The organism is Achromobacter sp. 2789STDY5608621, from assembly GCF_001299375.1.
Taxonomy (GTDB): domain Bacteria; phylum Pseudomonadota; class Gammaproteobacteria; order Burkholderiales; family Burkholderiaceae_B; genus Achromobacter; species Achromobacter insuavis.
Map to the genome: position 1 here is coordinate 14202 of NZ_CYTU01000049.1, position 26672 is coordinate 40873.

The 26672-nt window shown below is 70.5% G+C and carries 26 protein-coding genes; 8 read left to right on the plus strand and 18 right to left on the minus strand.

Annotation, left to right across the window (positions count from 1 at the left end):
* Positions 1–35: 35 nt before the first annotated feature.
* Positions 36–890 (minus strand): oxidoreductase, encoded by an 855-nt coding sequence (locus AOZ53_RS28055; RefSeq protein WP_054490273.1) that lies wholly within the window; start codon positions 888–890, stop codon positions 36–38.
* A 135-nt stretch (positions 891–1025) separates the two neighbouring features.
* Here AOZ53_RS28055 and AOZ53_RS28060 point away from each other — a divergent pair, with 135 nt between their 5' ends.
* A complete protein-coding gene (locus AOZ53_RS28060) occupies positions 1026–1970 on the plus strand; it encodes a LysR family transcriptional regulator (RefSeq protein WP_054490275.1) in 945 nt (314 codons plus the stop codon).
* A gap of 13 nt (positions 1971–1983) precedes the next feature.
* On the opposite strand, the gene AOZ53_RS28065 is transcribed toward AOZ53_RS28060, so the two are convergent.
* Positions 1984–2604 (minus strand): TetR/AcrR family transcriptional regulator, encoded by a 621-nt coding sequence (locus AOZ53_RS28065; RefSeq protein WP_054490277.1) that lies wholly within the window; start codon positions 2602–2604, stop codon positions 1984–1986.
* 140 nt (positions 2605–2744) lie between these two features.
* Here AOZ53_RS28065 and AOZ53_RS28070 point away from each other — a divergent pair, with 140 nt between their 5' ends.
* From AOZ53_RS28070 to AOZ53_RS28100, 7 genes are all read left to right on the plus strand, one after another.
* The gene (locus AOZ53_RS28070) at positions 2745–4544 is read left to right on the plus strand and encodes an ABC transporter ATP-binding protein (RefSeq protein WP_054490279.1); all 1800 of its coding nucleotides are present in this window, start codon (positions 2745–2747) and stop codon (positions 4542–4544) included.
* Positions 4538–6307: an ABC transporter ATP-binding protein gene (locus AOZ53_RS28075; RefSeq protein ID WP_054490280.1), complete on the plus strand. Its 1770-nt coding sequence runs from the start codon at positions 4538–4540 to the stop codon at positions 6305–6307. The genes AOZ53_RS28070 and AOZ53_RS28075 overlap by 7 nt, the downstream gene beginning before the upstream one ends.
* Positions 6307–7248 carry an ABC transporter permease gene (locus AOZ53_RS28080; RefSeq protein ID WP_054428878.1) on the plus strand — a complete coding sequence of 314 codons (942 nt, stop codon included), beginning with the start codon at positions 6307–6309 and terminating at the stop codon, positions 7246–7248. Before AOZ53_RS28075 ends, AOZ53_RS28080 begins: the two co-directional genes overlap by 1 nt.
* Positions 7248–8195: an iron chelate uptake ABC transporter family permease subunit gene (locus AOZ53_RS28085; protein ID WP_054478831.1), complete on the plus strand. Its 948-nt coding sequence runs from the start codon at positions 7248–7250 to the stop codon at positions 8193–8195. The genes AOZ53_RS28080 and AOZ53_RS28085 overlap by 1 nt, the downstream gene beginning before the upstream one ends.
* Positions 8192–8968 carry an iron ABC transporter ATP-binding protein gene (locus AOZ53_RS28090; RefSeq protein ID WP_054490282.1) on the plus strand — a complete coding sequence of 259 codons (777 nt, stop codon included), beginning with the start codon at positions 8192–8194 and terminating at the stop codon, positions 8966–8968. Before AOZ53_RS28085 ends, AOZ53_RS28090 begins: the two co-directional genes overlap by 4 nt.
* Positions 8965–9960 carry a siderophore ABC transporter substrate-binding protein gene (locus AOZ53_RS28095; RefSeq protein WP_054490283.1) on the plus strand — a complete coding sequence of 332 codons (996 nt, stop codon included), beginning with the start codon at positions 8965–8967 and terminating at the stop codon, positions 9958–9960. The genes AOZ53_RS28090 and AOZ53_RS28095 overlap by 4 nt, the downstream gene beginning before the upstream one ends.
* Before the next feature lie 126 nt (positions 9961–10086).
* Positions 10087–12360, plus strand: coding sequence for a TonB-dependent receptor (locus AOZ53_RS28100; RefSeq protein WP_054490285.1), 2274 nt, complete (start codon positions 10087–10089; stop codon positions 12358–12360).
* Between the two features lie 47 nt (positions 12361–12407).
* On the opposite strand, the gene AOZ53_RS28105 is transcribed toward AOZ53_RS28100, so the two are convergent.
* The 16 genes from AOZ53_RS28105 to AOZ53_RS28180 form a co-directional block, all read right to left on the minus strand.
* A complete protein-coding gene (locus AOZ53_RS28105) occupies positions 12408–12923 on the minus strand; it encodes a lipocalin family protein (protein WP_054428874.1) in 516 nt (171 codons plus the stop codon).
* Positions 12924–12933: 10 nt separating this feature from the next.
* Positions 12934–14016 carry an SAM-dependent methyltransferase gene (locus AOZ53_RS28110; RefSeq protein ID WP_054428873.1) on the minus strand — a complete coding sequence of 361 codons (1083 nt, stop codon included), beginning with the start codon at positions 14014–14016 and terminating at the stop codon, positions 12934–12936.
* An 11-nt stretch (positions 14017–14027) separates the two neighbouring features.
* Positions 14028–14795, minus strand: a complete 768-nt coding sequence (locus AOZ53_RS28115) for a DUF1295 domain-containing protein (RefSeq protein ID WP_054428872.1) — start codon at positions 14793–14795, stop codon at positions 14028–14030.
* Positions 14792–15304, minus strand: a complete 513-nt coding sequence (locus tag AOZ53_RS28120; RefSeq protein WP_054478820.1) for a DUF2878 domain-containing protein — start codon at positions 15302–15304, stop codon at positions 14792–14794. The genes AOZ53_RS28115 and AOZ53_RS28120 overlap by 4 nt, the downstream gene beginning before the upstream one ends.
* Positions 15304–16578 carry an SAM-dependent methyltransferase gene (locus AOZ53_RS28125; protein ID WP_054490287.1) on the minus strand — a complete coding sequence of 425 codons (1275 nt, stop codon included), beginning with the start codon at positions 16576–16578 and terminating at the stop codon, positions 15304–15306. Before AOZ53_RS28125 ends, AOZ53_RS28120 begins: the two co-directional genes overlap by 1 nt.
* Positions 16575–17351 (minus strand): DUF1365 domain-containing protein, encoded by a 777-nt coding sequence (locus tag AOZ53_RS28130; protein ID WP_054490289.1) that lies wholly within the window; start codon positions 17349–17351, stop codon positions 16575–16577. Before AOZ53_RS28130 ends, AOZ53_RS28125 begins: the two co-directional genes overlap by 4 nt.
* The gene (locus tag AOZ53_RS28135; RefSeq protein WP_054490290.1) at positions 17348–18613 is read right to left on the minus strand and encodes an NAD(P)/FAD-dependent oxidoreductase; all 1266 of its coding nucleotides are present in this window, start codon (positions 18611–18613) and stop codon (positions 17348–17350) included. The genes AOZ53_RS28130 and AOZ53_RS28135 overlap by 4 nt, the downstream gene beginning before the upstream one ends.
* 2 nt (positions 18614–18615) lie before the next feature.
* Entirely contained in the window at positions 18616–19548 is a 933-nt protein-coding gene (locus tag AOZ53_RS28140) for an acyl-CoA desaturase (protein WP_054490292.1), read from the minus strand.
* Between the two features lie 68 nt (positions 19549–19616).
* Positions 19617–20381, minus strand: coding sequence for a hypothetical protein (locus tag AOZ53_RS28145; protein ID WP_054490294.1), 765 nt, complete (start codon positions 20379–20381; stop codon positions 19617–19619).
* 2 nt (positions 20382–20383) lie between these two features.
* Positions 20384–21283: an alpha/beta hydrolase gene (locus tag AOZ53_RS28150; RefSeq protein WP_054478810.1), complete on the minus strand. Its 900-nt coding sequence runs from the start codon at positions 21281–21283 to the stop codon at positions 20384–20386.
* Positions 21284–21342: 59 nt separating this feature from the next.
* On the minus strand, positions 21343–22014 hold the full coding sequence (locus tag AOZ53_RS28155; RefSeq protein ID WP_054428864.1) for an anti-sigma factor: 672 nt from the start codon (positions 22012–22014) through the stop codon (positions 21343–21345).
* Complete coding sequence (locus tag AOZ53_RS28160; protein ID WP_054428863.1) at positions 22011–22556, minus strand: RNA polymerase sigma factor; 546 nt, start codon at positions 22554–22556, stop codon at positions 22011–22013. The genes AOZ53_RS28155 and AOZ53_RS28160 overlap by 4 nt, the downstream gene beginning before the upstream one ends.
* A gap of 194 nt (positions 22557–22750) precedes the next feature.
* Positions 22751–23887 carry a hybrid sensor histidine kinase/response regulator gene (locus tag AOZ53_RS28165; protein WP_054428862.1) on the minus strand — a complete coding sequence of 379 codons (1137 nt, stop codon included), beginning with the start codon at positions 23885–23887 and terminating at the stop codon, positions 22751–22753.
* Positions 23888–23907: 20 nt separating this feature from the next.
* Positions 23908–24519: a chemotaxis protein CheB gene (locus tag AOZ53_RS28170; RefSeq protein WP_054428861.1), complete on the minus strand. Its 612-nt coding sequence runs from the start codon at positions 24517–24519 to the stop codon at positions 23908–23910.
* Positions 24516–25361, minus strand: coding sequence for a CheR family methyltransferase (locus AOZ53_RS28175; protein WP_054428860.1), 846 nt, complete (start codon positions 25359–25361; stop codon positions 24516–24518). The genes AOZ53_RS28170 and AOZ53_RS28175 overlap by 4 nt, the downstream gene beginning before the upstream one ends.
* 15 nt (positions 25362–25376) lie before the next feature.
* Positions 25377–26672, minus strand: a 1296-nt coding sequence (locus AOZ53_RS28180) for a response regulator (protein ID WP_156333557.1), incomplete at its 5' end; no start/stop codon positions are given.

The following is a 26672-nucleotide window of genomic DNA, read 5'->3' on the forward strand; positions in this document are numbered from 1 at the left end:
CCTGGCACGCGGCAGGGGGGGCAGGCGCGGCGGATTCAGCCCGCGGCGAAATCGGTCGAGCGCGCCAGCGCTTCCCAGGCCTGCGTCTCGCGGGCCACGTAGGCCTGCTTGTCGGCGATGGCCGCCAGGGTGTCGCTGCCCAGCGGCAGGCGCAGCGGCGGTTCGGCGGCGTTGGCCAATTCGACCATGGCCGCGGCCAATTTGACGGGGTCGCCGGGCTGCTGATGGTTCAGGTGCACGGCCTTCTGGCGCACCTGGCCCGACGTCGCCGCATAGTCGGCGATCTCGCCCGGGGCGACCACCAGCGAGGTGGCATCCAGGAAGTCGGTGCGGAAGTAGCCGGGTTCGACCACGGTGGCGTGGATGCCCAGCGGCGCCAGCTCGTCGCGCAGGGCCTCGGTCAACCCCTCGACGGCGAACTTGGTCGAGCAGTACGCGCCGAAGCCGGCGCCCGAGCGGAAGCCGCCGATGGACGAGATGTTGATGACATGGCCGGCGCGGCGCGCGCGCATGGCCGGCAGCACCGCGCGGGTCACGTTGAGCAGGCCGAAGACGTTGGTGTCGTACATGCGGCGCACGTCGGCGTCGCTGGACTCCTCGACCGCGCCCAGCAGGCCGAAGCCGGCGTTGTTGACCAGCACGTCGATGCGGCCGAAGGCGTCCAGCGCGGCGGCGGCCGCCGCCTGGGCCTGCTCGGGGCGGGTCACGTCCAGCGCGACCGGCAGCAGGCCGGGCGCCTGGCCCAGGCGCTCGATGATGGCGGCGGTATCGCGGCCGGCGGCGACCACGGCATTGCCGTCGGCCAGGGCGGCCTTGGCGATCAGCGCGCCCAGGCCGCGCGAGGCGCCGGTAATGAACCAGACTTTCTTGAAATTCGTCGGGGTGTTCATGCGTTTCTCCTGTCAGGGGGATGGGGTGAAACGCATGGTAGAGAGCCGTGGGTGTTCCGAATAGCGGCTATTCAATAGAATGATAATCAACTTTTATTTGCCAATCGGCCGCCCCGGCCGGCCGGGAGATCCGCCATGAACGAAGTCCGAGCCCTGACCATCTTCGTGCGCACCGCCATGTTGGGCAGCCTGCGCAAGGCGGCGGTGGACCAGGGCATTTCGCCGCAGGCGGCGAGCCACGCGGTGATGCAGCTGGAGAAATCGCTGGGCGTGCAGCTGCTGCGCCGGACCACGCGCAAGCTGAGCCTGACCGAGGCGGGACAGCGGCTGCTCGACAATGCCAGTCCGGCCCTGGGGCTGCTGTCGAACGCGCTGGCGGATGCGCGGCGCGCGGGTGACGAGATCAACGGCCCGCTGCGCATCAGCGCGCCACGGGCGCTGATCCACTGCATGCTGTGGCAGCACGTGCTGGCGTTCGCGCGGGAATATCCCGGCGTGCAGCTCGATGTGCATTTCGATGACCGCTTCACCGATCTGGTCACCGACCGGGCCGACGTGGGTTTTCGCGGCGGCTCGCTGCCGGCGGCGGGCACCGTGGCGCGGCGGCTGGTGCCGATCCAGCTGCTGATCTGCGCGTCGCCCGACTACCTGGCGCGCCACGGCGCGCCCGCGGATATCGACGATCTGGCGCGGCATCGCTGCACCGGATACATCCACGCCAACACCGGCAAGCTCGCGCCGTGGGCATTCCAGGTCGACGGCGAGCAGGTCTACCGCGAGATCACGCCGGCGCTGTGCATGAACGATATCGACGCCGAGGCCCAGACCGTGCTGGCGGGCGAGGCCATTGGCCAGCTGGGCAGCTTCAGCGCCGTGCCGCACATCCGCGCCGGCCGGCTGGTGCCGCTGCTGCTGCGGCACGTGGTGTATCTGGAGGGCATCTACCTGTACTACGGCCGCCGCACCGAGCAGCCGCTGCGCGTGCGCACGTTCGTGGACTTCATCGTCGGGCGGCTGGAAGGGAACCGCCAGTTTTTCCTGGAGCCTGGCGAGCTGGAGCAAGGACGAAGCGGGCCGTGACAGCCCCGCCGCGTCAGGTCCGCGGCGTCTCGCTTTCCAACACCGCCAGCACGCCGATGATCAGCGCCTGCATGCCCTGATCGAGTTCCGCTTCCATCTCGGCCTCTTCGGCGGCGCGCGCCGCCTCGACCACCGGTTCCAGGCCGGCTACCGAATACACCGTGTCGGCCACCGCCATGCAATGGAACGCCACGGTCGCCAGCAGCATGCGCGCCTGTTCCCTTGAAATGCCGTAGGCATGGGCGATGTGGCGCTGGTGCCCCTCGATCTTGGCGATCATTGACGGCGTGGCCGCCAGCCGCCGGATCACGTAGGGCGTCACGCCCGGATGCGCCTTGACGAACTCGCGCACCGACGCGGTGAACACGGTCAGGTATTCCTTCAGCCCGCCGCGGTCGCTGCCGCTGGCTTGCGGGATCTGCCAGCGCTTGAAGATCTCCTCGGCGATCAGGCGCTTGAGCGCCTCCAGGCTCGGCACGTGCTTGTAGAGCGCCATGTGGCTGACGCCCAGCGCGGCGGCGACGCCGACGAAGGTGAGGTTGGGCAAGCCCATCGCTATGCCGGCGTCGGCGATCCGCTCCAGGGTGATGGTGGGCGGGCGGCCCCGCGCCGGACGGCGCTCTGGCGGGTTCATGTCTGGTCCTTGGTGGTGGCGGCGGCTATCCGTCACTTTAACCCGCGCACGATTATTTAGTTTATTGCAATGCAACTAATTCAATATTTAGTTTATAGTCATGCAAATAATTATCACCAACATCTGGGTAGTCCGATTTCATGAGCACGTCCGCAGTCGCCGCGGCCACACCTGGCCCGCTCAGGCAAGTGTTGTCCCCGATCCGCGGGCAACTGATCGCCGCGGCGGCGCTGGCCTCGGTGGGCGCCATGCTGACGCTGGCGCCGCTGGCGGGTATCGCGCACATCGCCCAGCTGCTGCTGGCCGGCCTCGATGCGGCGGATGCCGCCCAGGCGTCGCGGCGGGCCGAACTCTGGTGGGTGGCGGGCGCCAGCGTGGCTTGCCTGTTCGCCGGCATGGCGCTGGTGTCCGCCGGCGAGCTGACCGCGCATCTGGCCGACAACCGCATCACGCATCACCTGCGCCTGGCCGTGGCGCGGCGGCTGGCGCAGGCGCCGCTGGGCTGGTTCACCGGCCGCGCGTCGGGCGAGGTCAAGCAGGCGATGCAGGATGACATCGCCACGCTGCACAGCCTGACCGCGCATTTCTACACGGCGGTGGGCCGCGCGGCGGGCGCCATCGGGCTGTCGGTCATCTACCTGTTCGCGCTGGACTGGCGCATGGCGCTGGCGGCGTTGCTGCCATTTCCGGGGTTCTTCCTGTTCCTGCGCCGCGCCATGAAGGCCGGCGGCGCCGAGATGCAGACCTTCGTCACCCGGCTCGAGCGCCTGAACGGCGCGACCGTCGAGTTCGTCGGCGGGATGCCGGTGGTCAAGGCGTTCGGCGTCGATGGCAAGGCGCATCGCGGCTACCACGAGGCCGTGGATGGACTCGCCGAGGCCTTCCGCCGCTTCACGCGTCCGCTGGTGGCGGCGATGGCCCATGCGCACGCCATGATCGCCCCGGTCACGGTGCTGGGGGGGGTGCTGGCCAGCGGCGCCCTGTTCGTCGGCCTGGGCTGGATCGCGCCGGTGGACGTGTTGCCATTCGCGCTGGTGGCGCCGGGCATCTGCGCGCCGGTGCTGCTGCTGCATACGCTGCTGCACGACCTGGGCAGCGCCACGGCCGCCGCGCAGCGCGTGCTGGCGCTGCTGCGGACACCGGTGCTGGCAGCGCCCGGGAGCGGCCGGCGCGAGACGCCGGCCGGCCACGAGGTGCGCTTCGAGAATGTCGGCTATGCCTACGGCGAGGCGCGCCCGGCGTTGTCGAACATCAGTTTCACGCTGCAACCCGGCACCGTCACGGCCGTCGTCGGCACGTCGGGCGCGGGCAAGTCCACGCTGGCGCGGCTGTTGCTGCGGTTCTTCGATCCGGCCGAGGGGCGCATCACGTTGGGCGGGGTGGACCTGCGGCACATCGAGACCACGCAGCTCTACCGGCGCATCGGCTTCGTGTTGCAGGAAGTGCGCCTGATCCACGCCAGCATCCACGACAACATCGCGCTGGGTCGGCCGGCGGCCAGCCGCCAGGAGGTCGAGGCCGCCGCGCGCGCCGCCAACATCCATGAACGCATCCTGGCGCTGCCGCGCGGCTACGACTCGGTGGTCGGCGAGGACGCCCAACTGTCGGGTGGCGAACGCCAGCGCGTGAGCATCGCGCGCGCCGTGTTGCTCGACGCGCCGGTGCTGGTGTGCGACGAGGCCACGGCGGCGGCCGATGCCGGCAACGAGGTGGCGATCCAGGAGGCGCTGTCGCGCTTCGCGCAAGGGCGCACGCTGATGGTGATCGCCCATCGGCTGGATACGGTGATGCACGCCGACCGCATTCTGGTTCTGGAGGACGGCGCCATCGTCGAGCAGGGCCGGCACGACGCGCTGCTGGCGCAGGGCGGCCGCTATGCCCGGCTGTGGGCGCTGGGCGGCTACGACGTGGCGGCGGAACAGGCGGGGGCGTCATGCTGAAGACGTTCCTGCTGTTGCTGGGCAAGGAGGCGTCCGTGCTGCGGCGCTATGCCGGGATGGCCATCGCCTATGGCGTGCTGTGCGGGGTGGCCATCGCCTCGCTGGCGCCGGTGCTGATCCATCTGCTCGACGGCGACGTGCGGCGGATGGCGCCTTGGCTGGCGCTGCTCGCGGCCGAGGTGGCGGTTTGCTGGCTGTTGCGGCGCCAGGTGGAGCGGGCCGGCGTGCGCGTGGGCGTGGCCATCCTGCAAAGCGGCCGCCATCGCCTGGGCGAGCACGTGGCGCGGTTGCCGGTCGGATGGTTCACGCCGGCGAACACGGCGCGTCTGGGGCATGTGGTCACGCAGGGCATGATGGCGGTGGCCCAGCTTCCCGCGCACGTGTTCACGCCGGTGCTCACCGGGATCGTGACGCCGATGGTGCTGGTGGTGGCGCTGTTCGCGCAGCACTGGCTGCTGGGCGTGATCGCGCTGCTGGCGCTGCCGCTGCTGGCCGGCGTCCTGGCATTGACGGCCGCCATGTCGCGGCGGGCGGACGACGCGTTCCATCGCAGCTTTGCCGATGCCAGCCAGCGCGTGGTGGAGTTCGCCCAGGCGCAGTCCGTGCTGCGCGCGTTCAATGGCGACGGCGGCGGCCTGCGCTTGCTGGAGCAGGCGGTCGAACGCCAGCGCCAGGCCGGCGCGCGGTTGATCTGGTTGTCGGCGGGGGCGGCCGTCCTGAATGCCTGGGCCGCGCAGGCGGCATTCGCCGCCATGCTGATGGCGGCGGTGTGGTGGGCCAACGATCTCGCGGGCGGCCCGCTGGCGCCCGGCGCGGCCGCGGCGGTCATTGTCTCGCTGGTGCTGGCGGCCCGCTACGTCGACGCGCTGCTGGAAGTGGCGGGCTATGGCGAAGTGCTGCGCGGCGCGCGCGGCCAGCTCGATGCCATCGCGGCGCTGTTCGCGGTGCAGCCGCTGCCGGAGCCCGGGACGCCGCAGGCGCCGCGCGATGGCGCGATCGAACTGCGCGAGGTGGACTTCCGCTACGCGCCGGAGGAAGCGGACGTATTGCGCGGCGTGACGCTGCGCATCGCGCCGGGCAGCATGGTCGCCCTGATCGGCGAGTCCGGTTCCGGCAAGACCACACTGGCGCGGCTGATCGCCCGCTTTTTCGACGCGACCGCGGGCAGCGTCAGCGTCGGCGGCGTCGATGTGAGGCAGATCGCCAGCGCGCGCCTGGCCGGCCAGATCCGCCAGATCTTCCAGGACAACTATCTGTTTTCGGGCAGCATCGCCGACAACATCCGCGTCGGCAAGCCGGACGCCAGCGACGCCGAGGTCATGGATGCCGCGCGGCAGGCAGGCGTGGCGGCGATTGCCGAACGGCTGCCGCAAGGCCTGGACACGGCGGTGGGCGAGGGCGGCGCGCGCCTGTCCGGCGGCGAACGCCAGCGCGTCGCCATTGCCCGCGCCTTGATCAGCGCCGCCCCGATCCTGCTGGTGGACGAGGCGACCGCGGCGCTGGATGCCGAGAACCAGATCGTCGTCACCGAGGCGCTGGCGCGGTTGCGCGGCCGCTGCACGCTGGTGGTGATTGCCCATCAGCTCTCCACGGTGGCGATGGCCGACCAGGTCGTGGTGCTGGAAGCGGGCCGCATTGTCGAACAGGGGTCGCCCACGCTGCTGCGCGCGAGCCAGGGGCGCTATGCGCGATTCCTGGCGCAGCGTCGGGCTGCCAAGGGCTGGCGCATCGCCGCCGCGGCGCCGGACGAGGCGGGCGGCTGATGCGTGCGGGGTTGATCGGCGTGTTCATCGTGCTGTGCGGCGCGTCGCTGCTGGTGGGCGCGCGGCAGATGGCATGGTCGCAGGTGTTGTCGCTGTCGGGCGACGCCTGGCTGACGCTGACGGCGAGCCGGCTGCCGCGCCTGGCGGCGCTGGTGCTGACGGGCGTGGGGCTGTCGGTCTGCGGCGTGATCCTGCAGCACGTGGTGCGCAACAAGTTCGTCGAACCCGCCACCTCGGGCGGGCTGGACGCCGCCAAGTTCGGCATCCTGGTGTCGCTGACGCTGGCGCCCGCCGCCGGCGCGACCGTGCGGATGCTGTTCGCGCTGGCGTTCTGCCTGGCCGCCAGCCTGCTCTTCGTGGCGATCGTGCGCCGCGTGAAGTTCAAGAACACCGTGCTGGTGCCGGTGATCGGCCTGATGTACGGCGGCGTGCTGAGCGCGCTGGCCGAGTTCCATGCCTATCGCCACAACATCCTGCAGAGCATGCAGGGCTGGATGCTGGGCGATTTCTCCCGGATCGTGCAGGGGAACTACGAAATCATCTACCTGATCCTGCCGATCGTCGCGTTGACGTATCTGTACGCGCACCGTTTCACCGTGCTGGGCATGGGCGAGGGCGTGGCGTCGAGCCTGGGGCTGAACTATGGCGCCACCGTGGCGCTGGGGCTGATGCTGGTGGCCGTGACGGTGTCCGCCACGGTCATCACGGTCGGCGCGATTCCCTTCGTCGGCCTGGTGGTGCCGAATCTGGTGGCGCTGCATTACGGCGACAACCTGAGCCGCACCCTGCCGGTGGTGGCGCTGGGCGGCGCGTCGCTGCTGCTGGCCTGCGACGTGCTCGGGCGCCTGCTGATCCACCCGTTCGAAGTGCCCATCGGCCTGACCGCGGGCGGGCTGGGCGGCCTGCTGTTCCTGGCGCTGATCTTCTGGAAACACCGATGATGCGCCTGGCTTCGCGGCACCTGGCCTGGATGCTCGTCATCGCCCTGGCGCTGGCGTTCCTGTTCCTGGGCGCCGGCCTGGATTTCGACTACGTCATCCCCAAGCGGCTGGCGCGGCTGGCGGCCATGCTGATCGGCGGCGTGGCCATCGCCTGGTCGTCGATCGTGTTCCAGACGCTGACGGGCAATCGCATCCTGACGCCGGCCATCATGGGCTACGAGGCGGTCTACCTGTTGCTGCAATCGCTGCTGGTGCTGGGGCTGGGCGCGCAGAGCCTGGTGCTGCTGGGGGCGCACGGCAACTTCTTCCTGTCGGTGGCGGTGATGCTGGGCTATTCGTGGCTGATCCATCGCGGGCTGTTCAGCCAGGGCCGGCAGAACGTCCACTTCCTGCTGCTGGCGGGGTTGGTGCTGACGATGGTGATCGGCACCTTCACGCAGTTCGTGCAGCTCAAGACCAGCCCCGGCGAGTTCTCGATCCTGCTGGGTTTTTCGCAGGCGTCGTTCAACAAGACCGAACCGGCGCAGCTGCTGGTGTCGGGGCTGCTGGTGGCGGGCGTGTGCCTGGCCGGCCTGAAGACCCTGCCGACGCTGGACGTGATGTCGCTGGGGCGCGACCAGGCGATGTCGCTGGGCGTGGATTATCCGCGCCAGGTGCGGCGGCATTTGGCGTTGATCGCCACGCTGGTCGCGGTGTCGACCAGTCTGCTGGGGCCCACGGCGTTCATGGGCATCTTCGTCGCCAACATGGCTTATGCGCTGACGCGCACGCGCCGGCACCGGGTCACCCTGTCCGCCGGCTGCGCCATCGCGGTGGGTCTGTTCCTGCTGGCCCAGCTGGCGGTGGAGCATCTTTTCAACTACCGGACCACCGTCGGCATCCTGGTCAACCTGGCGTGCGGCGCCTGGTTCCTCGCGCTGATGGCGCGGGCGCGGGGCACCGCATGATTACCGTCAAGCATCTTTCCAAACACTATGGCGCGCGCGCCGTGCTGTCCGACGTCAACGCGCGGTTTCCGGCGGGGCGGCTGACCTCGCTGATCGGCCCCAATGGCGCGGGCAAGACGACGCTGTTGATGATGATCGCGCGGCTGCTGGCGCCGACCCGGGGCGAGATCCTGATCGAAGGCCGCGATGTGTCGGACATCCGCGTCGGCGACTACGCCCGGCGCGTGGCCACGCTGCGCCAGTCTCCCGATTTCAACCTGCGCCTGACGGTCGAGGAGCTGGTCGCGTTCGGCCGCTTCCCCTACAGCCGGGGCGCGCTGACGCCTTTGGACCGGCGCGTGATCGACGAGGCCATCGCGTTCCTGTCGCTGCAACCGCTGCGCCAGGCCTATCTCGACGAGCTGAGCGGCGGGCAGCGGCAGATGGCGTTCCTGGCCATGACCATCGCCCAGCAGACCGACTGCCTGCTGCTCGACGAGCCGCTGAACAACCTCGACATCAAGCACGCCGTACAGATCATGCGGGCGCTGCGCCGCCTGTGCGATATGCACGGCCGCACCGTGATCCTGGTGGTGCACGACATCAACTTCGCGGCCAGTTATTCCGACCACATCGTCGCCATGAAGGACGGCGCGGTGCATTGCGCCGGCACGGTGCCGGAGGTCGTGACCGAGGACCGCTTGCGGGAACTCTATGGGCTGGATTTCGAGATCACGCACGGCGCGCGCGGCCGCCTGTGCAACTACTTCAACCCATCGGGAGAATTGACATGAACGGCAAGCACAGGACCTGGGCGTTCGCCCTGCTGGTGGCCGCCACGATCGCGGTGCAGGGCTGCGGCCAGGAAACGGCGCCCAAGGCGGCGCAACCGTCGCCGTCGTCCGGCGCGGAGGCGCCGCCGGCCTACGCCGCCATCACGGTGCGGCACAAGCTCGGCGTCACCGTCATCGACAGGCAGCCCCGGCGCGTGGTGGCGCTGGACATGAACGAGGTCGACTTCCTGGACCTGCTGGGCGTGCCCGTGGCCGGCATGCCCAAGGACTTCGTGCCGCACTTCCTGGCCAGGTACCGGGACGCGCCGGACGTGCGGGACACGGGCGCGATCGTGCAGCCCAACCTGGAGCGGGTGCACGCGGCCAAGCCCGACCTGATCCTGATCACGTCGCTGCAGGCCAACCACTACAAGGAACTGAGCCAGATCGCGCCGACGATCCATTTCGACGTGGATTACCGCGACAGCCAGGTCAATCACATCGAGGTCGTCAAGGACCACCTGATCACGCTCGGGCGGATCTTCGGCAAGGAAGACCTGGCCCGCCAGCAGGCGGCCGGGCTGGACGAGGAAGTCCAGGCGGCCCGGCGCCTGATCCAGGACCGTCCCGAGAAGGCGCTGATCGTGCTGCACAACAACGGCGCCTTCACGTCCTTCGGCCCGCAGTCGCGCTACGGATTCGTCTTCAACGCGCTGGGCGTGAAGCCGGCCGGCCCGATGGCGGAGGCCGGCCTGCATGGCCAGCCGATCTCCAGCGAATTCATCCAGCAGGCCAATCCCGACGTGATCTACGTGGTGGATCGCACCGCGGTGATGGAACGCCGGCCCGCGCTGACCGCCGAGACGCTGGGCAACCCGTTGCTGCGCGAGACGCCGGCGTGGAAGCACGGCCGCGTGGTCTTTGCCGACGCCGAGGCCTGGTATGTCACGGCTGCCAGCGTGAATTCGCTGCGGATCGTGATCGACGACGTGATGAAGGGCTACCGCGACTGACCCGGTCGGCCGGCGCTTCGGCGCCAATGGTTTTATTGATTAACGATTCCCATTCGCCTCATTGTTTTCATTATTAATGCCGAAACCGATGAAGGCCAATCCACGCTCAACCGAACGGAGCATTCCATGAGCACACGTCGCCATCGTGGCCGCGTCGCGCGTCCCGCATCGCATACCGCGCACGCCAGGACCGCCTTTTCCCTCAACGGCCTGACCGCGGCCCTGTTCGGCCTGACGGCCGGCGCCGCCCTGATCGCGGCCCCGGCCGCGCAGGCCCAGCAGGCCGCCGAGAGTCGCGCCCGCGTCAGCGAGACGGCGGCGCAGGCGCAACCGGACCCGGCCGGCGCCGGGGTCAAGACGCTGCCGGCGGTACGCGTCACGGGCCAGTCCGAGGAGCCCGCCGCGCCCTATGCCGGCGGCCAGGTCACGTACGGCGGCCGCGCCGGCTTCCTGGGCGAGCGGGACTTCATGAGCACGCCGTTCTCGGTCATCAGCTATACCGACAAGTACATCCAGGACCTGCAGGCCCAGGACATCACCGACGTGATCGCCCGCACCGACCCGTCGGTGTTCAGCAACGGCGTCACCGGCGCCTGGAGCGAGAACTACTCGATCCGCGGCTTCAGCTCCAGCACCACCGACATCTCCTTCGGCGGACTGTTCGGCATGGCGCCGTACTACCGCACCACGCCGGAAATGTTCGAGCGCATCGAGGTGCTGAAGGGGCCGTCGGCCCTGCTCAACGGCATGCCGCCGGGCGGCTCGGTGGGCGGCACCGTCAACCTGGTGCCCAAGCGCGCCGGCGATGAGCCGTTGACGCGCCTGACCGCGACCTACATGTCGGACGCGCAGTTCGGCGGCCACCTGGACATGGGACGCCGCTTCGGCGAGGACAAGCAGTTCGGCATCCGCTTCAACGGCGTCTATCGCGATGGCGCCGGCGCGATCAAGGACCAGGACAAGAAGGCGCAACTGGCCGCCGTGGGGCTGGACTGGCGCAGCGAGCGCGTGCGCGTGTCGGCGGATCTGTACGACAGCGACGAGCGCGTGGACGGCGTGACCCGCGGCATCAACCTGGCGCCCGGCGTGGCCGTGCCCAGGCCGCCCAAGGCCGACACCTTGCTGAACCCGGACTGGGCGTATGTGCACAACCGCGATCGCGGCGCCATGGTGCGCGGCGAAGTCGACCTGAGCGACAACCTGATGGCGTACGCCGCGGTCGGCACCAGCCGGTCCGAGTACACCTACAACGGCGCCATCTCCGCTCAGGTGCTCAATGCCGCGGGCGACCTGCGCACCACCATCGGCCAATTGAACATGCACATCAGGAAGACCACCGGGGAGGCTGGGGTCAAGGGCAAGCTGCAGACGGGCGGCATCAAGCACCAGTGGGTGCTGAACACCACCTACTACACCGATACCGAACGCGACTACGGCCGCCGCTCGGTGCCGGGCGCGGACTGGACCACCAACATCTACAAGCCGGTCTGGGGGCCGGAGGTCGATGGCGTCTGGCCGGCGATCCTGCATACCGAGACGCGCCTGATCAGCTACGGCCTGGCGGACACGTTGTCGTTCGCCGAGGACCGGGTGCAGCTGACGCTGGGCGCGCGCCGCCAGGAGGTGCGTTCGGATACCTTCAATGTGGCCACGGGCGCGCGCACCAGCCGCTATGACGCCAGCGCCACCACGCCCGCGGCGGCGATCCTGTTCAAGGCCACCGACAATGTCTCGCTGTACGCCAACTACATCGAGGGACTGAGCAAGGGGCAGACGGCGCCGGTCACCGCCGCCAACGCCGGCGAGCTGTTCGCGCCGTACAAGACCAAGCAGAAGGAGGCTGGCATCAAGGTCGACTTCGGTGACTTCACCCATACCTTGAGCGTGTTCGAGATCACGCGGCCGAGCAGCTACACCAATCCCGTCACCAACGTGTTTTCGTTCGGCGGCGAACAGCGCAACCGGGGCGTGGAATGGGGCTTCTTCGGCGAACCGCTGCGCGGCGTGCGCCTGATGGGCGGCGTGGCGTACATCGACCCGAAGGTCACCAAGGCCGCGCTGGCCGTCAACGAGGGCAGGCAGGCGACCGGCGTGCCCAAGCTGCAGGGCAAGCTGGGCATCGAGTGGGATGTGCCGGCCGTGCAGGGGCTGACGCTGACCGCCAACGCGACCGCGGTGTCCAAGCAGTACATCAGCGCCGACAATTCGCTGTCGGTGGCCGGCCGCACCACCTATGACGTCGGCGCGCGCTACGCCACCAGGGTGGTCGACCGTCCGCTGGTCCTGCGGGCCAGCGTCAACAACCTGACCAACAAGGCGTATTGGGGCATGCCGCAGCTGTCGAGCCTGGCGCTGGGCGCGCCGCGCACCTTCATGCTGTCGGCGTCGATGGACTTCTGACGATGGCAAGCCGCCGGCCCCTTGGCGGCGTCGCGGGCCGGTCTCGCCTATTGGCAGCGCTGCGGCACCTTGCGCAGCGGTTCCGTGTAGCCCAGCGCCGCGACGCGCTCGGCCAGCTGCGCGTAGGCGTCATCGCTCAGGCAGGGAACGCGCGCCATGATCCACACGTAGTCGCGCTTGGAGCGGCCGATGATGGTGGTCTGGTAGGCGTCGTCCAGGTAGGCGATGACGTATTCCGCCTGGATCGGCCAGATGAACTGCATGCCCCAGACCGCGTTGCCGGTGTCCGGCCGCACCGTGGCCACCGGGTGCATGGTGCTCACCTCGGCGTCGAAGCTGCCCTTGCGGTAGCGGAAGTCGGTCTGGATGCGGCCATCGGGCAGCGGCCGGTAGCTTTCGACCGCGTCGTAGGCGTTGCGCTCGGGCCAGCTGGGGATGTGCGCGATGACGTACCAGTCGCCCATGAAGCGCGGCAGGTCGACATGGGCCACGGGCGGCATGGGCGCGGGCCCGGCGCAGCCCGCCAGCAGGCCCATCGCGGCGATACACAGGGCGCGCAACATGGCGGTCTCCTCAGGGGCGCGTGAAGCGGTAGTGGGCCACGCCCCATTGCTGGCCGTCGTCGTAGCCGAACAGCTCGGCGCAGGCCATCCAGAACATGCGCCAGCGCTGGTGCCACAACGGCGCCAGCTGCGGGCCATAGGCCTGCGCCAGCACCGCCCGGGCCTGCGCGGCGCGGGCGTCCTGGTTGGCCAGCCAGTGGTTGGCCGTGCGCGCGTAGTGCGTGCCGTCGAGAAACCACTTTTCCTGCAATTGCAGGTCGCGCTGGAAGTGCAGCAGCGTGTCGGCCGCCGGCATGATGCCGCCGGTGAAGAAGTGGCGTCCCATCCAGTTGCCGGCGCCTTCGGTCTCGAACGGATAGGCGCGCTCGCGGTGCGCGAAGATGTGCACGAACAGCTTGCCGCCGGGGCGCAGCCATTGGCCGATGCGCGCCAGCAGGTCCTGGTAATTGCGCATGTGTTCGAACATCTCCACCGAGACGCAGCGGTCGTAGGCGGCCGCCGGCAACGCCAGCGTGTTCACGTCGCAGGTGATGACGCGCACGTGCGCCCAGCCGCGTTCGCGGCAGCGCGCTTCGATGTGCTGGCGCTGGGTGGCCGAGTTGGACACGGCGGTGATGCGGGCGTTGGGATAGTGTTCGGCCATCCACAGGGTCAGCGAGCCCCAGCCGCAGCCCAGTTCCAGGATGTCCTGGCCGTCGGTCAGCTCGGCGCGTTCGCCGTACAGGCGCAGCATGGCGGCCTCGGCCTGGTCCAGGGTCTCGGCGCCGGTCGGATACAGGCAGCCGGAATACTTCATGCGGGCGCCCAGGCAGAGCTGGAAGAACGTGGTCGGCAGTTCGTAGTGCTGGGCGTTGGCGGCGTCGGTGTGGATGGCCACCGCGCTGGCGCGCAGGCGCGCGATCAGGTCCTGGTTGCGCGCCGTCCAGGCGTCGATGCCGCCGGCGTATTCGGCGGCCAGGCGTTCGGCGCACAGGCGGCGGATGCCCAGGCGCAGCAGCGCGTCGGGCACCAGGCCGCGTTCGGCCAGGCCAAGCAGGCCGGGCGCGGGGCGGTCGGCGGCAAGCGGAAGGTCGTGCAGGCTGGCGGTCGTCATGGCGGGCCTCGTCAGGATTTGGGGAACCACGGGAAGAAGGCCGAGGTGCGGCGCTGGTACGCGCGGTAGTCGTCGCCGCGCGTGCGCAGGGCCTGTTGCTCGGTGAAGGGGATGCCGCTGATCCAGCGCAGGAAGACGTACATCAGCACGGGGCCCAGCCACGCCAGCCAGGCCAGGGGCGAGCCCCAGGCCAGCGCGACGTAGGCGAACCAATGGCACCATTCGAAGAAATAGTTGGGATGGCGCGAGTAGCGCCACAGGCCGTCGCGGCAGGTCTGGCCGCGATGGGCCGGATCGTCGCGGAAGCGGTCGAGCTGGCGGTCGGCGATGACTTCACCGGCCAGCGCCGCCAGCCAGATCGCCAGGCCCAGCGCGACGGGCAGGCCGCGCGCGGCGCTCGTGCCCACCGCCAGGAAAGGCAGGCTGAACAGCATCACCAGCCCGGCCTGGAACATGAACAGGCCGAAGAACTTGCCCTGATGACCGCCCCAGTGTTCGCGCAGCGCGCGGTAGCGGCCGTCCTCGCCTTGCCGGACCCGCCGCCACAGATGCCAGGCCAGCCGCAGCGACCAGACGCCGGCCATCACGGCCAGGCAGGCCCGGGGCGCCCAGTCGCCCTGGCCGGTGGCGGCGGCCAGCAGGGCGCTGGCGCCCATGCCGGCGGCCCAGACCACGTCGACGATGCCCGCGTTGGCGTGGCGGCGTTGCCAGGCCCAGGCCAGCGCCATGGCGATGACCATGACGACGGCGATGATCAGCCATTGCGACAGGGGATTCATGCGGCCTCCCGCGTCCAGCGCTGCGCCCAGCGGGTCAGCGCGGGCAGGATCAGGCCCCAGCCCAGCGCCAGCGCGGCAACGGCGCGCCAGGCGGGCGCGTCGAACTGCACCGCCTGCCAGCCGCGCGCGGCGCCCCAGTAGGCCAATGGCCCGCCGATGGCGCCGAACCCGCAGGCCAGCCAGCGGCGCGGCCGCAGGTAGGCCAGCGAATGATTCAGCGTCAGGGCGAAGGCCGCCCACAGCGCCAGGATCCAGCGCGGCGCGGGCCAGGCATCGGCGGCGTAGACCGACCAGCCCAGCGCCGACAGCGCGCCATCGAGCAGGCAGCCGCACAGCAGCGCGGCGGCGGCCAGCTTCAGGTCGGCGCGCCACGTGACCGAGCAGGCCAGTTGCGCGGCAATGAAGACCAGGGCCGAGGCCACGCCCGGCCAGGCCAGGCCGCGGCCGGCGCCGATGATGGCGCTGAACCAGACCAGCTGGTAGCCGAGCAGGTTGGCCCAGAAGCGCATCACACACCCGCCTGGACCCAGCGTTCGCCCGTGCCGCGGGCGCCGGGGTGGGTCAGCAACAGATGCGAGACGCCGATGGAGCGTTCGCGGAAGCCGCCTTCGCAGTACGCCAGGTAGAACTCCCACAGGCGGCAGAAGCGGCTGTCGAAGCCCTGTCCCCGCACTTCGGGCAGGTGCGCCAGGAAGCGCTGGCGCCAGGCTTGCAGGGTGCGCGCGTACGACAGGCCGAAGTCCTCCAGGTGCACCAGGGCCAGGTCGCTGGCGCGCGTCTTGGCGCGCAGCATCGCCTCGATCGAGGGGATGAAGCTGCCGGGGAAGATGTGGCGCTTGATGAAATCCACTTCGCCCAGCGCCTGCTGGTAGCGGTGGTCCTCGATGGTGATGGCCTGGATCAATGCGCGGCCGTGCGGCGCGAGCAGGTCGGCGACCTTGGCGAAATAGGTCTCGAGGTATTGCGCGCCGATGGCCTCGATCATCTCGATCGACACCAGCTTGTCGTAGCGGCCCTGCAGGTCGCGGTAGTCCTGCAGCACCACGCTGACGCGATCGTCCAGGCCGGCGGCGCGCACCCGCGCCAGCGCCAGGGCGTGCTGTTCGCGCGAGATGGTGGCGGTGGTGACGTGGCAGCCGTAGTGGCGCGCGGCATGGATGGCGAAACCGCCCCAGCCGCTGCCGATCTCGACCACGCGGTCGCGCGGGCCGAGTTCGAGCTTGCGGCAGATGGTGTCGAGCTTGCGCCGCGACGCCTCTTCCAGCGTGTCGTCGGCGCCGGCCCACAGGGCCGATGAATACATCAGGTCGGGCGACAGGAACAGCGAGAAGAAATCGTTGCCGAGGTCGTAGTGCGCGGCGATGTTGCGGCGGCTGCCTTCGTGGGTGTTGCGGTTGCCGGCATGCCAGCGCCTGAGCAACCAGCCGGCCACGCGCGCCAGCCCGGATTCCATGCCGTCCAGCGTGTCGCGGTTGCGCACCAGCAGGCGCACCAGGGCGACCAGATCGTCGCAGGTCCACATGCCGTCGCCATACGCCTCGCCCGCGCCGACGCTGCCCTGCGTGGCCACCAGGCGGTAGAAGGCCATGTCGCGGATGGTCAGGCGCACCACCGGCTCGCCCTGGCCGAGCGTGGCGCTGCCCAGGCTGTCCTCGATCGCCAGCCGGCCGCAGGTCAGCGTCGAGAGGCTGGCGAACAGGCGCTTGCGCAGCAGGCGCTCCAGCGCGCCGGGCGGGCGGGTCGCCGCGATGGCGGCCTGTTCGGATGGCGTCATGGCTTTCATTGCGGTTCTCCGTCGGGCGTGCCGGGATGGTCGTGGATCGGGTTGCGTTTGAGCCAGAGGCGCAAGGCCTGCCAGTGGATGCCGCCGATGACCTGCAGGGTCATCAGGGGAAAGCGCCACAGCAGGCGCGCCAGCGCCGCGCCGTCGAGTGCGCGGCGTTGCAGGTGCAGGTGGGCGTCGAATTGCGGCTGGCCCTGGCGGTTGACGCGCATATGCACCCGCAGGTCCTCGCCCGGCGCGTTGAAGCGCCAGTCATAGACGCAGTCCATCGGCATGAAGGGCGAGACGTGGAAGCGCTTGTCGAAGCGCCAGGCCATGGCGTCGCCGCGGCGGTCGGCGCTCTCGACCGGCAGGACGATGCAATGGCGCTGCTTCCACGGCGTGTTGGTGATCTCGGCCAGGATGGCGGCCAGGGTCACGCCGTCGGCTTCGTAGCAGTAGTAGAAGCTGACCGGGTTGAAGACATAGCCGGCGTAGCGCGGATGGGCCAGCAGCCGGATCGGTCCGGCCGGCGCTTCGCCCAGGTCGGCCCGCAGCCGCGCCCGCACGGCCTGCGCCAGCGGCAGTCCGGCATCGCCGTCGAGATAATCGCGGCGGCGCCATTCGGCCAGGTTGGGCCGGTCCACCGACCACAGCCAGCGGTCCTTGAACACCTGGTCGACCTCGTCCAGGTCCAGATAGAGCTGCGCCATGCGGTAGCTGAAGCCGTGCGCATGCGGCACGTGGCGCCGGTGCGTCACGCGGCCTTCGTACAGGGCGCTGTGGCCGTTCATGCGGCCTCCGCCGAGAGCGCCGCGGCGCGCGACTGGATGCCGCGCACCACGTCCAACGCGCTGGCCACGCCGTCTTCGTGAAAGCCCCAGCCCCAGTAGGCGCCCGCGTACCAGCAGCGCTGGCGGCCGGAGATCTCGTCGCGGCGCGCCTGGGCGGCCACCGACGCCAGCGTGTAGACCGGGTGGTGGTAGCGCATGCGGGCCAGCACCTGCGCCGGATCGATGGCGTCGCCGCGATTGAGCGTGACGATGAACGGCCGGCGCGATTGCAGGCCCTGCAGCAGGTTCATGCAGTAGCTGACCGAGCACGGCGCCGAGGGATCGGCCGGCACGTAGGCATTCCACGCCGCCCAGGCCTTGCGGTGGCGCGGCAGCAAGCGCGCATCCGTGTGCAGCACGACGTCGTTGTGCTGATAGGTGATCGCGCCGAGCACCTCGCGCTCGGCCGCGCTGGGCGCGGCCAGCAGTTTCAGGGCCTGGTCGCTGTGGCAGGCGAACACCACCTGGTCGTAGCGCGGCCGGCCCTCGCACGAGGCCAGGGTGACGCCGTCGGCCTGGCGCGTGACCTGGTGCACCGGGCAGTTCAGGCGCACCCGCACGTTCCAGCGCTCGCGCAGGGCGCGGATGTAGCGGCTGGACCCGCCCTGCACCACGCGCCATTGGGGCCGCGGGTCGACCTGCAGCATCTGGTGGTTGGCCATGAACTGCACCAGGTAGCGAGCCGGGAATTCCAGGATGCGCGCGGCGGGCGAGGACCACAGCGCCGACGCCATCGGGATCAGGTGGTCGGCCTGGAACGCCTGGCCGTAGCGGTGCCGTGCCAGGTACTCGCCCAGCGTCGGGCCGGGCTCGTCGCCGGCCAGCAGCGCCGGCGCCTCGCGGTAGAAGCGCAGCAGGTCGCGCACCATGCCCAGGAAGCGCGGCGACAGCAGGTTGCGGCGCTGGCAGAACAGGGTGTCGAGCGAGGTCGCGTTGTATTCCAGGCGGCTGGCCTCCTGGTGCACCGAGAAGCTCATGGTGGTGGGCTGCGAGCACACGCCCAGCTCGTCGAGCATGGCCGTGAAATGCGGGTAGTTGACCGGGTTGTGCACGATGAAACCGCTGTCGACCGCGTAGCGCTGGCCGTCCTGCTCGACGTCGTGGGTGTGCGTGTGGCCGCCCAGGTAGTCATTGGCCTCGTACAGCGTCACATCATGGTCCCGGCCCAGCTTCCAGGCGCAGACCAGCCCCGCGATGCCCGAACCGATGATGGCGATGCGCATGGTCATTCCTTGGCGCGCGCCAGCACCCAGGCCGGCACGGGTTTCAGGTCCCAGATCAGGCCGGCGGCCGCCAGCAGGCGCAGCCCGTACCAGGTCAGGTCGATTTCGCGGGCGCGAAAGCCCTGGCGCGCCGAGCCGGGATAGAAATGGTGGTTGTTGTGCCAGCCTTCGCCGAAGGTCAGCAGCGCCAGCCAGGCGTTGTTGCGGCTGTCGTCGGCGGTGTCGTAGCGGCGCTTGCCGTAGCGATGCGCCAGCGAATTGATGGTGACGGTGGCGTGGAACAGCGCCACCGTCGAGATGAAGAAGCCCCACACCAGCATCTGCGGCCCGTTGGTGCCCAGGCCCGGGGCCAGGCGTTCGAGCGCGGCGCCCAGGGCGTAGCACAGCAGCGCCAGCGCGATGGGCACGGCGGCGTCGAAGCGGTCGAGCCAGCGCAGTTCGCGGTAGCGGCGCAGGTCCGGCACGCGCGCCATGTCGGTGGCGAAGGCGCGCGGCGTCAGGAACCACCCCATGTGGCTCCACCAGAATCCGTGGCGGGCGGGCGAGTGCAGGTCCTGGTCGTCGTCGGCGTGGCGATGATGGTGGCGGTGGTGCGCCGCCCACCACAGGGGACCGCGCTGGGCGCAGGAGGCGCCGAGGATGGCGAAGACCAGCTGCATGGCGCGCGAGGTGCGGAAGGTGCGATGCGAGAAATAGCGGTGGTAGAAGCCGGTCAGGGCGAACATGCGCAGGACGTAGAGCGCCGCCGCCACGGCCAGCGCCACCGGCGACACGCCGGTCGCTATCACCCCCAGGCAGCCCGCGTGCAGCAGCGCGAAGGGCAGGGCGCGGGTCCAGTCGATGCGGTCGGGCGGGCCGTCGGACGCGCTCGCCGCCTGGGTATCGACCCAGCGGCGCATCGAGGCGGTCCAGCGAGAGAGTTCGGGGCGCATCATCGTGTCCTGTTCGAGGCTTGCGGGGATATACGGGCGGGCGCGCCGGCTGGATGCGCTAGTGAAAACCCTTAGTCGCAACGCCCCGTCAACGGCGTGGCCGCGGCGGCGTCCATGTCCTGTTGCGTGGGCGGGGCCAGTTCGGCGTCGGCGGGGAACTCGATCCGCACGGTCTGGGTGCCGCCGTTGTCGTCGCGCAGGTTGCTGGGGCCCTCGAAGCGGCGCAGGCGCCGGCTGTCGCGGTCGTAGGTCACGCGCAGCGGGGGCGCGGCGAAGCCGTACCAGGCATCCAGCCGCAGCCGGAACACGCGCTCGCGCTGTTCGGGCACATCGCGCGCCTGGACCTCCAGCGGCATCAGGGCCAGCCGGCTGGGCACCAGGAACCGCAAGGGCGTGGCGGGCGGATCCCAGTGCGCGCGCAGCCACGCGTCGAAGCCGGCGTCGATCACGGCATCCTCGGCCGGCGGCAGCGCCTGGCTGCGCGTGGTGGCGCTGGCGCGCGCCTGCACGTAGGCGTGGCGCTCGGCGCCGCGGCTGCTGACGCCTTCGCGGTAGCCGTCGCGCTGGTCAAATAGCGCGAAATCGGGCGCGGGATCGTCGACGCCGCCCCGCACCCATTTGCGCGCGAAGGCGGCCCCGTCCGGACAGCGGTACAGCACCAGCCGGGTCTGCCGCGCGCCGTCCCTGACGACCCAGTGCTCCTCGCGGTAGCGCTCGGCGCCGCCGTGCGGGGCATAGGCGTAGCCCAGGTAATGTTCGTTGGCCGCCTGGGCGCCCAGCGGCGCCAGCGGCAGGATCAGGGCAAGCAGCAGAGCCAGCGGCAGGTCGGGGCGCATGGTCATTCTCCTGGAGAGGGCGCGCAGGGGCGGGCCACGAAGGCGGCGATGTCGTCCAGCACCGGCGCGCGCCAGCGCAGGGGCCGCGCCAGCGCGCCGACCAGCAGCTTGTGGCCGAGGCCGGGGTACTCGACCAGGCGCGCGCAGGCCCCCGCGGCGCGCAGGGCGCGCGCCAGGGCGGCGCTGTTGCGTTGCGGGTCCACCTCGGTGTCGGCGGCGCCGGTCAACAGCAGGCCCGGCGGGGCCGCGGCGCTGGCGTGGCGGATGGGCTGCGAATCGGCCGGCGTGTCGGGGAACAGGAAGACCGGCCGCACGTCGCGCGCGGTGATCGGCAGGAAGTCGTAGGGGCCGGCCAGGCCGATCCAGCCGGCCAGCGTGCCAGGCGCGGAGCCGGCATCCCGCAGCCAGCGCGGGTCCAGCGCCAGCATGGCGGCGATATAGCCGCCGGCGCTGTGGCCGGCCACGAACAGCCGGCCCGGGTCGCCGCCATAGGCGCCGATATGCCGCTGCGTCCAGGCCACGGCCAGCGCGGCGTCCCGCAGGAATTCGGGATAGGCGACCTCGGGGTAGAGGCGGTAGTCGGCGATGACGGCAATGATGCCGCGCGAGGCCAGCGCGTCGCCGGCAAAGCGGTAGTCGGCGCGTTCGCCGCTGCGCCAGCTGCCGCCGTAGAAGAACACCACCACCGGCGCGCCGGCGGCGTTCAGCGGGGCGTGGATGTCCAGGCGCTGGCGCGGCAGCGGGCCATAGGCCAGCCCGGATGTGGCGCGGCTGGCGCCGTCGGGCACCGCGCCGTTGAGCAGGGTCAGGGGCGAACAGGCGGCCAGCAGGCACAGCGCCAGGCCGGCCGCCAGCAGTATCTCCAGCAGGCCGCGCGGGCCCGGGCCGATCCAGGAAGACATGGGGTGCTCCGCAACGGGGACACCCCTCTATACGGGCCGGGGCCCGGGTTGGATGCGGGTCAGATCCTGAGCACGTCGCCGCTCATGATGACCGGCCCGGTGGGCGCGCCGGTGGGCGAGCCGCCCGGCGGTTCCAGCGTGATGGCCAGTTGCTGGACGCCGGCCAGGCCCTGGGCGCGGCGCAGCGCCGTCAGGCCCTCGGGCGACACCAGCCCGACCGACTGCGGCGCCTGGCCGGGCGGGATGGCCCAGAGTTCCAGCGCCTTGTCGCCGGCGCGCGTGGCCAGGTTCTGCAGCGCCTGGATGCGCAGGCCGCCGGCTTCGTCGGCGCGCACCACCAGCATGGCCTGCGCCTCGGGGCTTTGCAGCACGGCCATCAGCTGCGCGCGGGCGGCGCGGTCCACCTGCATGGGGTAGATGACGACGCCGGCCACCAGCAAGGCGGCCAGCGCGCCGCTGGCGATGCGCCAGAATGCCAGGCCGCGCCACCAGGGGGCGGCGCCGGGGCGCAGGCGCGATTCGATGGCGCGCCAGACGCGGCCCGGCGGCGTCCTGCCCGGCAGCGACCAGAGCAGGGGGTAGATGTCGTCTTCCCAGCCCCGCACCTGCCGGCGCAGGTTGGCATCGGCGGCCATCAGGCCCTCGAAGCGGCGGCGGGCGCCGCCACGCATGGCGCCCGAGACATAGTCGGCCGCCAGCCGGGCGCGCAATTGCGGATCGCGGTAGTTCATGACAGGCACCTCTTGAGCCGTTCCATGCCCCGCCGCACCCAGCTCTTGATCGTACCCAGCGGCGCCTGCAGGCGCCGGGCGATCTCGCTGTGGCTCAGGTCGTCGAAGAAGGACAGCGCGATGGCCGCGCGCTGCTGGCCTTCCAGCTGCTTGAGGCAGTCGGCCAGGCGCCGGGCGTCCTGGTCGGTCTGCAGGCGCTCGAAGGGGCCGGGCGCGTCATCCGCCCAGGCCAGCGTCAGTTCGCCGTCGGCGTCCGGGCGCTCCAGGTCCGGCCTGCGCAGCAGGTCGATGCAGCGGTTGCGCACGATGCGGGTCATCCAGGTCATGACTTGGCTCTGTTCCGAAGAATAGCGGGCGGCGTTGCGCCAGATATTGATGAAGCTGTCCTGGAGGACTTCTTCCGCCCAGTCGCTTCGTCGCAATATACGGACGGCGAGGGCAAACAGATGCGGGGACGTTTGGCGATAGAGTTCGGCCAGCGCGGATTCCTGGCCGCGCGCGCAATCCTGTATCAAGGCCTGCAGACGTATCGGGTCGGGCATGACGAATATCCGGGGTCACATTGGCGTGCGGCCGCAGAATGCGCGGGAGGGGGGCGGCGGCGGGAACGCGCCGCGGCACCATGGCGACATACTACCGAAAACTCCGGCGTCGTTGCGCGGTCCAGGCCCCCGATCCGGCGATGCGCGCCGCCTTGGCCCGGGCGCGCGGGGCTCATGGGGCGCGGGGCCGGGCCTCAACCCTGAGCGGTCGACGCCTGCCGTGGCAGCGCCACGCGGAAGCGGGTGATGGCGTCGCGCGATTCGGCGCTGATGCGGCCGCCATGCGATTGCGCCACCTGCTGCGCGATGAACAGCCCCAGGCCCAGGCCGCGATGGCCCCCGGCCGGCCGCGCGCCGCTGCGGAACGGGTTGAACAGCTGCGGCAGCAGTTCCGCGGGAATGCTGCCGCCGTTGCTGACCGTGACCACCACCCGATCGGCGGCGGAGCCGTCCACCTCGACCCGCACCGGGACGTCGCGGGCGCCGTGGTGCAGGGCGTTGCCGAGCAGATTGGCCAGCACCTGCGCGATGCGCTCGCCGTCCCAGTCGCCGACCGGGTCGCCGTGGCATTCGGCCTCGATCTGGCGGTCGGCGAAGCCGGTGCGCAATTCATCCAGCGTGCGGCTGACCAGCGTTTCCATGCTGATGCGCGCGGGCGCCAGGGCCAGGCCGCCCGCCTGGCGGATGCGCGTCACGTCGAGCAGGTCCTCGATCAGGTGCTTCATGCGCTCGCCGCTTTGCAGCATGCGTTGCGCCAGGCTGACCACGCGCGCGTCGCCGCCCTGGCGCTCCAGCATCGAGGCGCCCATGATGACGGCCTGCAGCGGTGTGCGCAGGTCGTGGCTGAGCACGGCCATGAACATGTCGTTGACCCGCAGGGCCTCGGTGCGCGCTTCCAGCTGCTGCGCCAGCGCGCGCCGGCGTTCGTGCAACTCGAAGAACACGTTCGCCTTGCTGCGCAGCATGTAGGGGTCGACCGGCTTGTAGAGGAAGTCCACCGCGCCGCTCTCGTAGCCACGGAACTGCCAGTTCTGTTCGCGCGAGCCGGCGGTGATGAAGATCAGCGGAATGTGGCGGGTGCGTTCGCTGCCGCGGATCAGCTCGGCCAGCTCGAAGCCGTTCATGTCGGGCATCTGCACGTCGAGCAGCGCCAGCGCCACGTCTGGGTGGTTCAGCAGCAGTTCCAGCGCCTGCGGGCCCGACTGCGCCTTGAGCACGTCGACCCGGTCGCTCGCCAGCAGCGCCTCCAGCGCCACCAGGTTCTCGGGCACATCGTCGACCAATAGGCACTTGATGCGGTCGTCCGAGGGTTTGGCAGGTGTCAATAGCATGGTGTCTTGGAGTAGGGGGATCAGGGCCGCGGCTGCGCGGGCAATTGCGACAGCAGCGCCGCGATGGCGTCGGGCGCCAGGACCAGGGGGGCGTCGATGCGCGCCAGGGCGGCGTCGGGCATGGCGCGCACGGCGGCGGTGTCCGGTGCCTGGACCACGGCGCGGCCGCCGGCGGCGTGGATCGCGGCCAGGCCGGCGGCGCCGTCCTCATTGGCGCCCGACAGCAGGATGCCCAGCAGCCGCTCGCCGTAGCCGTCGGCGGCGGATTGGAACAGCACGTCGATCGACGGCCGCGAGAAATGCACCAGCGGGCCGATTGACAGCGCCAGGCGCGGCCCGTGGTCGACCAGCAGGTGGTAGTCGGGCGGCGCGAAATACAGCTGTCCAGGCTGGATCGCCTGTTGGTCCTCGGCCTCGCACAGCGGCAGCGCGCAGCGGTCGCGGAAGATGTCGACCAAGAGGCTGCGGCGGTCGCGCGGCAGGTGCAGCAGCACGATAACGGCCGCGCGCAGGCCGGCCGGCAGGGCGGGCAGCAGCAGGTTCAGGACCTCGATGGCGCCCGACGAGCCGCCGATGACGATGGCGTCCCAGGCGCCCGCCGCGTCGCGGCGATCCGGCGTCGGGGCGCTCACAGGCCCGCCTTCTTGCGGTAGATGCGGTCTTCGAGCACGAAGTCGTCGAAGCCGTCGGCCTGGGCGGAAAAGCGCACCGATTCGCGCGAACCCAGGCCCATGAAGCCGCGATGCACCAGCGCGTCATGGAACAGGCGCAGCGCGCGGTTCTGCAGATCGCGCTCGAAATAGATGAGCACGTTGCGGCACGACACCAGGTGCACCTCGGCGAACACGCTGTCGGTGGCCAGGCTGTGGTCGGAGAACACCATGTGCTCGCGCAGCTGCTTGTCGAACACCACGCGGCCGTAGCGCGCGGTGTAGTAGTCGGACAGCGAGCCGTGGCCGCCGGACTCGGCGTGGTTGCGGGTGAAGGCGGCGACCCGCTCCAGGTCGAACACGCCCTGTTCGGCCGCGCGCAGCGCCTGCGGGTTGATGTCGGTCGCGTAGATCAGGGCGCGGTCCAGCAGGCCTTCCTCGTGCAGCAGGATGGCGAGCGAATAGACCTCTTCGCCGGCGCTGCAGCCGGCCACCCACACCTTGATCGAGGGATAGGTGCGCAGGATCGGCACCACTTCGCGGCGCAGCGCCCGGAAGTAGCTGGGGTCGCGGAACATGTCGCTGACCTGCACCGTCAGGAATTGCAGCAGGCCGGTGAACACCGAAGGCTCATGCAGCACGCGGTCCTGCAGCTGCGACAGGGTCTTGCAGCCGAAGTGGGACAGCGCGCTCTGCAGGCGCCGCTTGAGCGAGGCCTGCGCGTAGGCGCGGAAATCGTAGTGGTACTGGTGATAGATCGCGTCGAGCAGCAGCCGCTGCTCGATATCGTCGGTCTGCGCCTTGTTCGGTGGGGACTGGGGCATGGTCGCGGGGCCGCGCTACTTGCGCATCCAGACGCGCACCAGCGACAGCAGCCGCTCCACGTCCAGCGGCTTGGCGATGTAGTCGTTGGCGCCGGCGGCCAGGCATTTCTCCTGGTCGTCCTTCATGGCCTTGGCGGTCAGCGCGATGATCGGCAGGCGGCGCCACTCGGGCCGCGTGCGGATCTCGCGCATGGCGGTGTAGCCGTCCATCTCGGGCATCATGATGTCCATCAGCACCAGGTCGATCGCCGGGTGGCCGTCCACGCCGACGCGATCCAGCGCTTCGAGGGCCTCGCGGCCGTTGCGCGCGATCTCGACCCGCAGGCCGGTCGGCTCCAGGATGCTCGACAGCGCGAACACGTTGCGCACGTCGTCCTCGACCACCAGCACCGTGCGGCCTTCCAGCGTGCTGTCGCGGCTGCGCGCCAGCTCCAGCATCTGGCGCTGCTGCGGCGGCAGGTCGGCCTCGACCTGGTGCAGGAACAGCGTCACCTCGTCGAGCAGGCGCTCGGGCGAGCGCGCGTCCTTGATGATGATCGACTTGGAGAAGCGGCGCAGCTGCTGCTCTTCATCGCGCGACAGCGCCCGGCCGGTGTACACGATCACGGGCGGGAACGACACGCTTTCCTGCTCGGCCATCTCGCGCAGCAGCTCGTAGCCGCTGATGTCGGGCAGGTTCAGGTCCATGACCACGCAGTCGAAGGTGGTCTCGCGCAGCAGGTCGAGGGCGGCGCTGGCGGTCGCGGCCGGCACGATCTCGACGTCGTCGCGCGCCAGCAGCTCGCGCACGCTTTCGCGCTGGCGGTCGTCGTCCTCCACCACCAGCACGCGCCGCACGTTCTGGGTGAACTTGGCCTCCAGGCGCCGCAGCGCCTGCGTCAGTTCCTCGCGCTTGACCGGCTTGAGCGCGTAGCCGATGGCGCCGCGGCCCATGGCCTCCTGCGCGTAGTCGGCCACCGAGACAATGTGCACCGGGATGTGGCGGGTGTGGGGATTGCGCTTGAGCTGGTCCAGCACGCCCAGGCCGGAGAAGTCGGGCAGGTTGATGTCGAGCACGATGGCGTCGGGCCGGCGCTGCGCCGCCAGCGCCAGGCCGTCGGTGGCGGTGTGCGCGGCCAGGCAGCCGAAGCCCATCTCGCGCGCCAGGTCGCCGAGGATGGCGGCAAAGCGTTCATCGTCCTCGATGACCAGGATGGTGCGGCCGGCGTCGCGGGACGGCTCGGGCTCCGGCTGGGCGGGCTCGGCCGCCGGCGCCGGGGCGGGCGCGGCGGGCGCCGCCCAGGCGGGGATGGCGGGGGGCATCGGGATCGG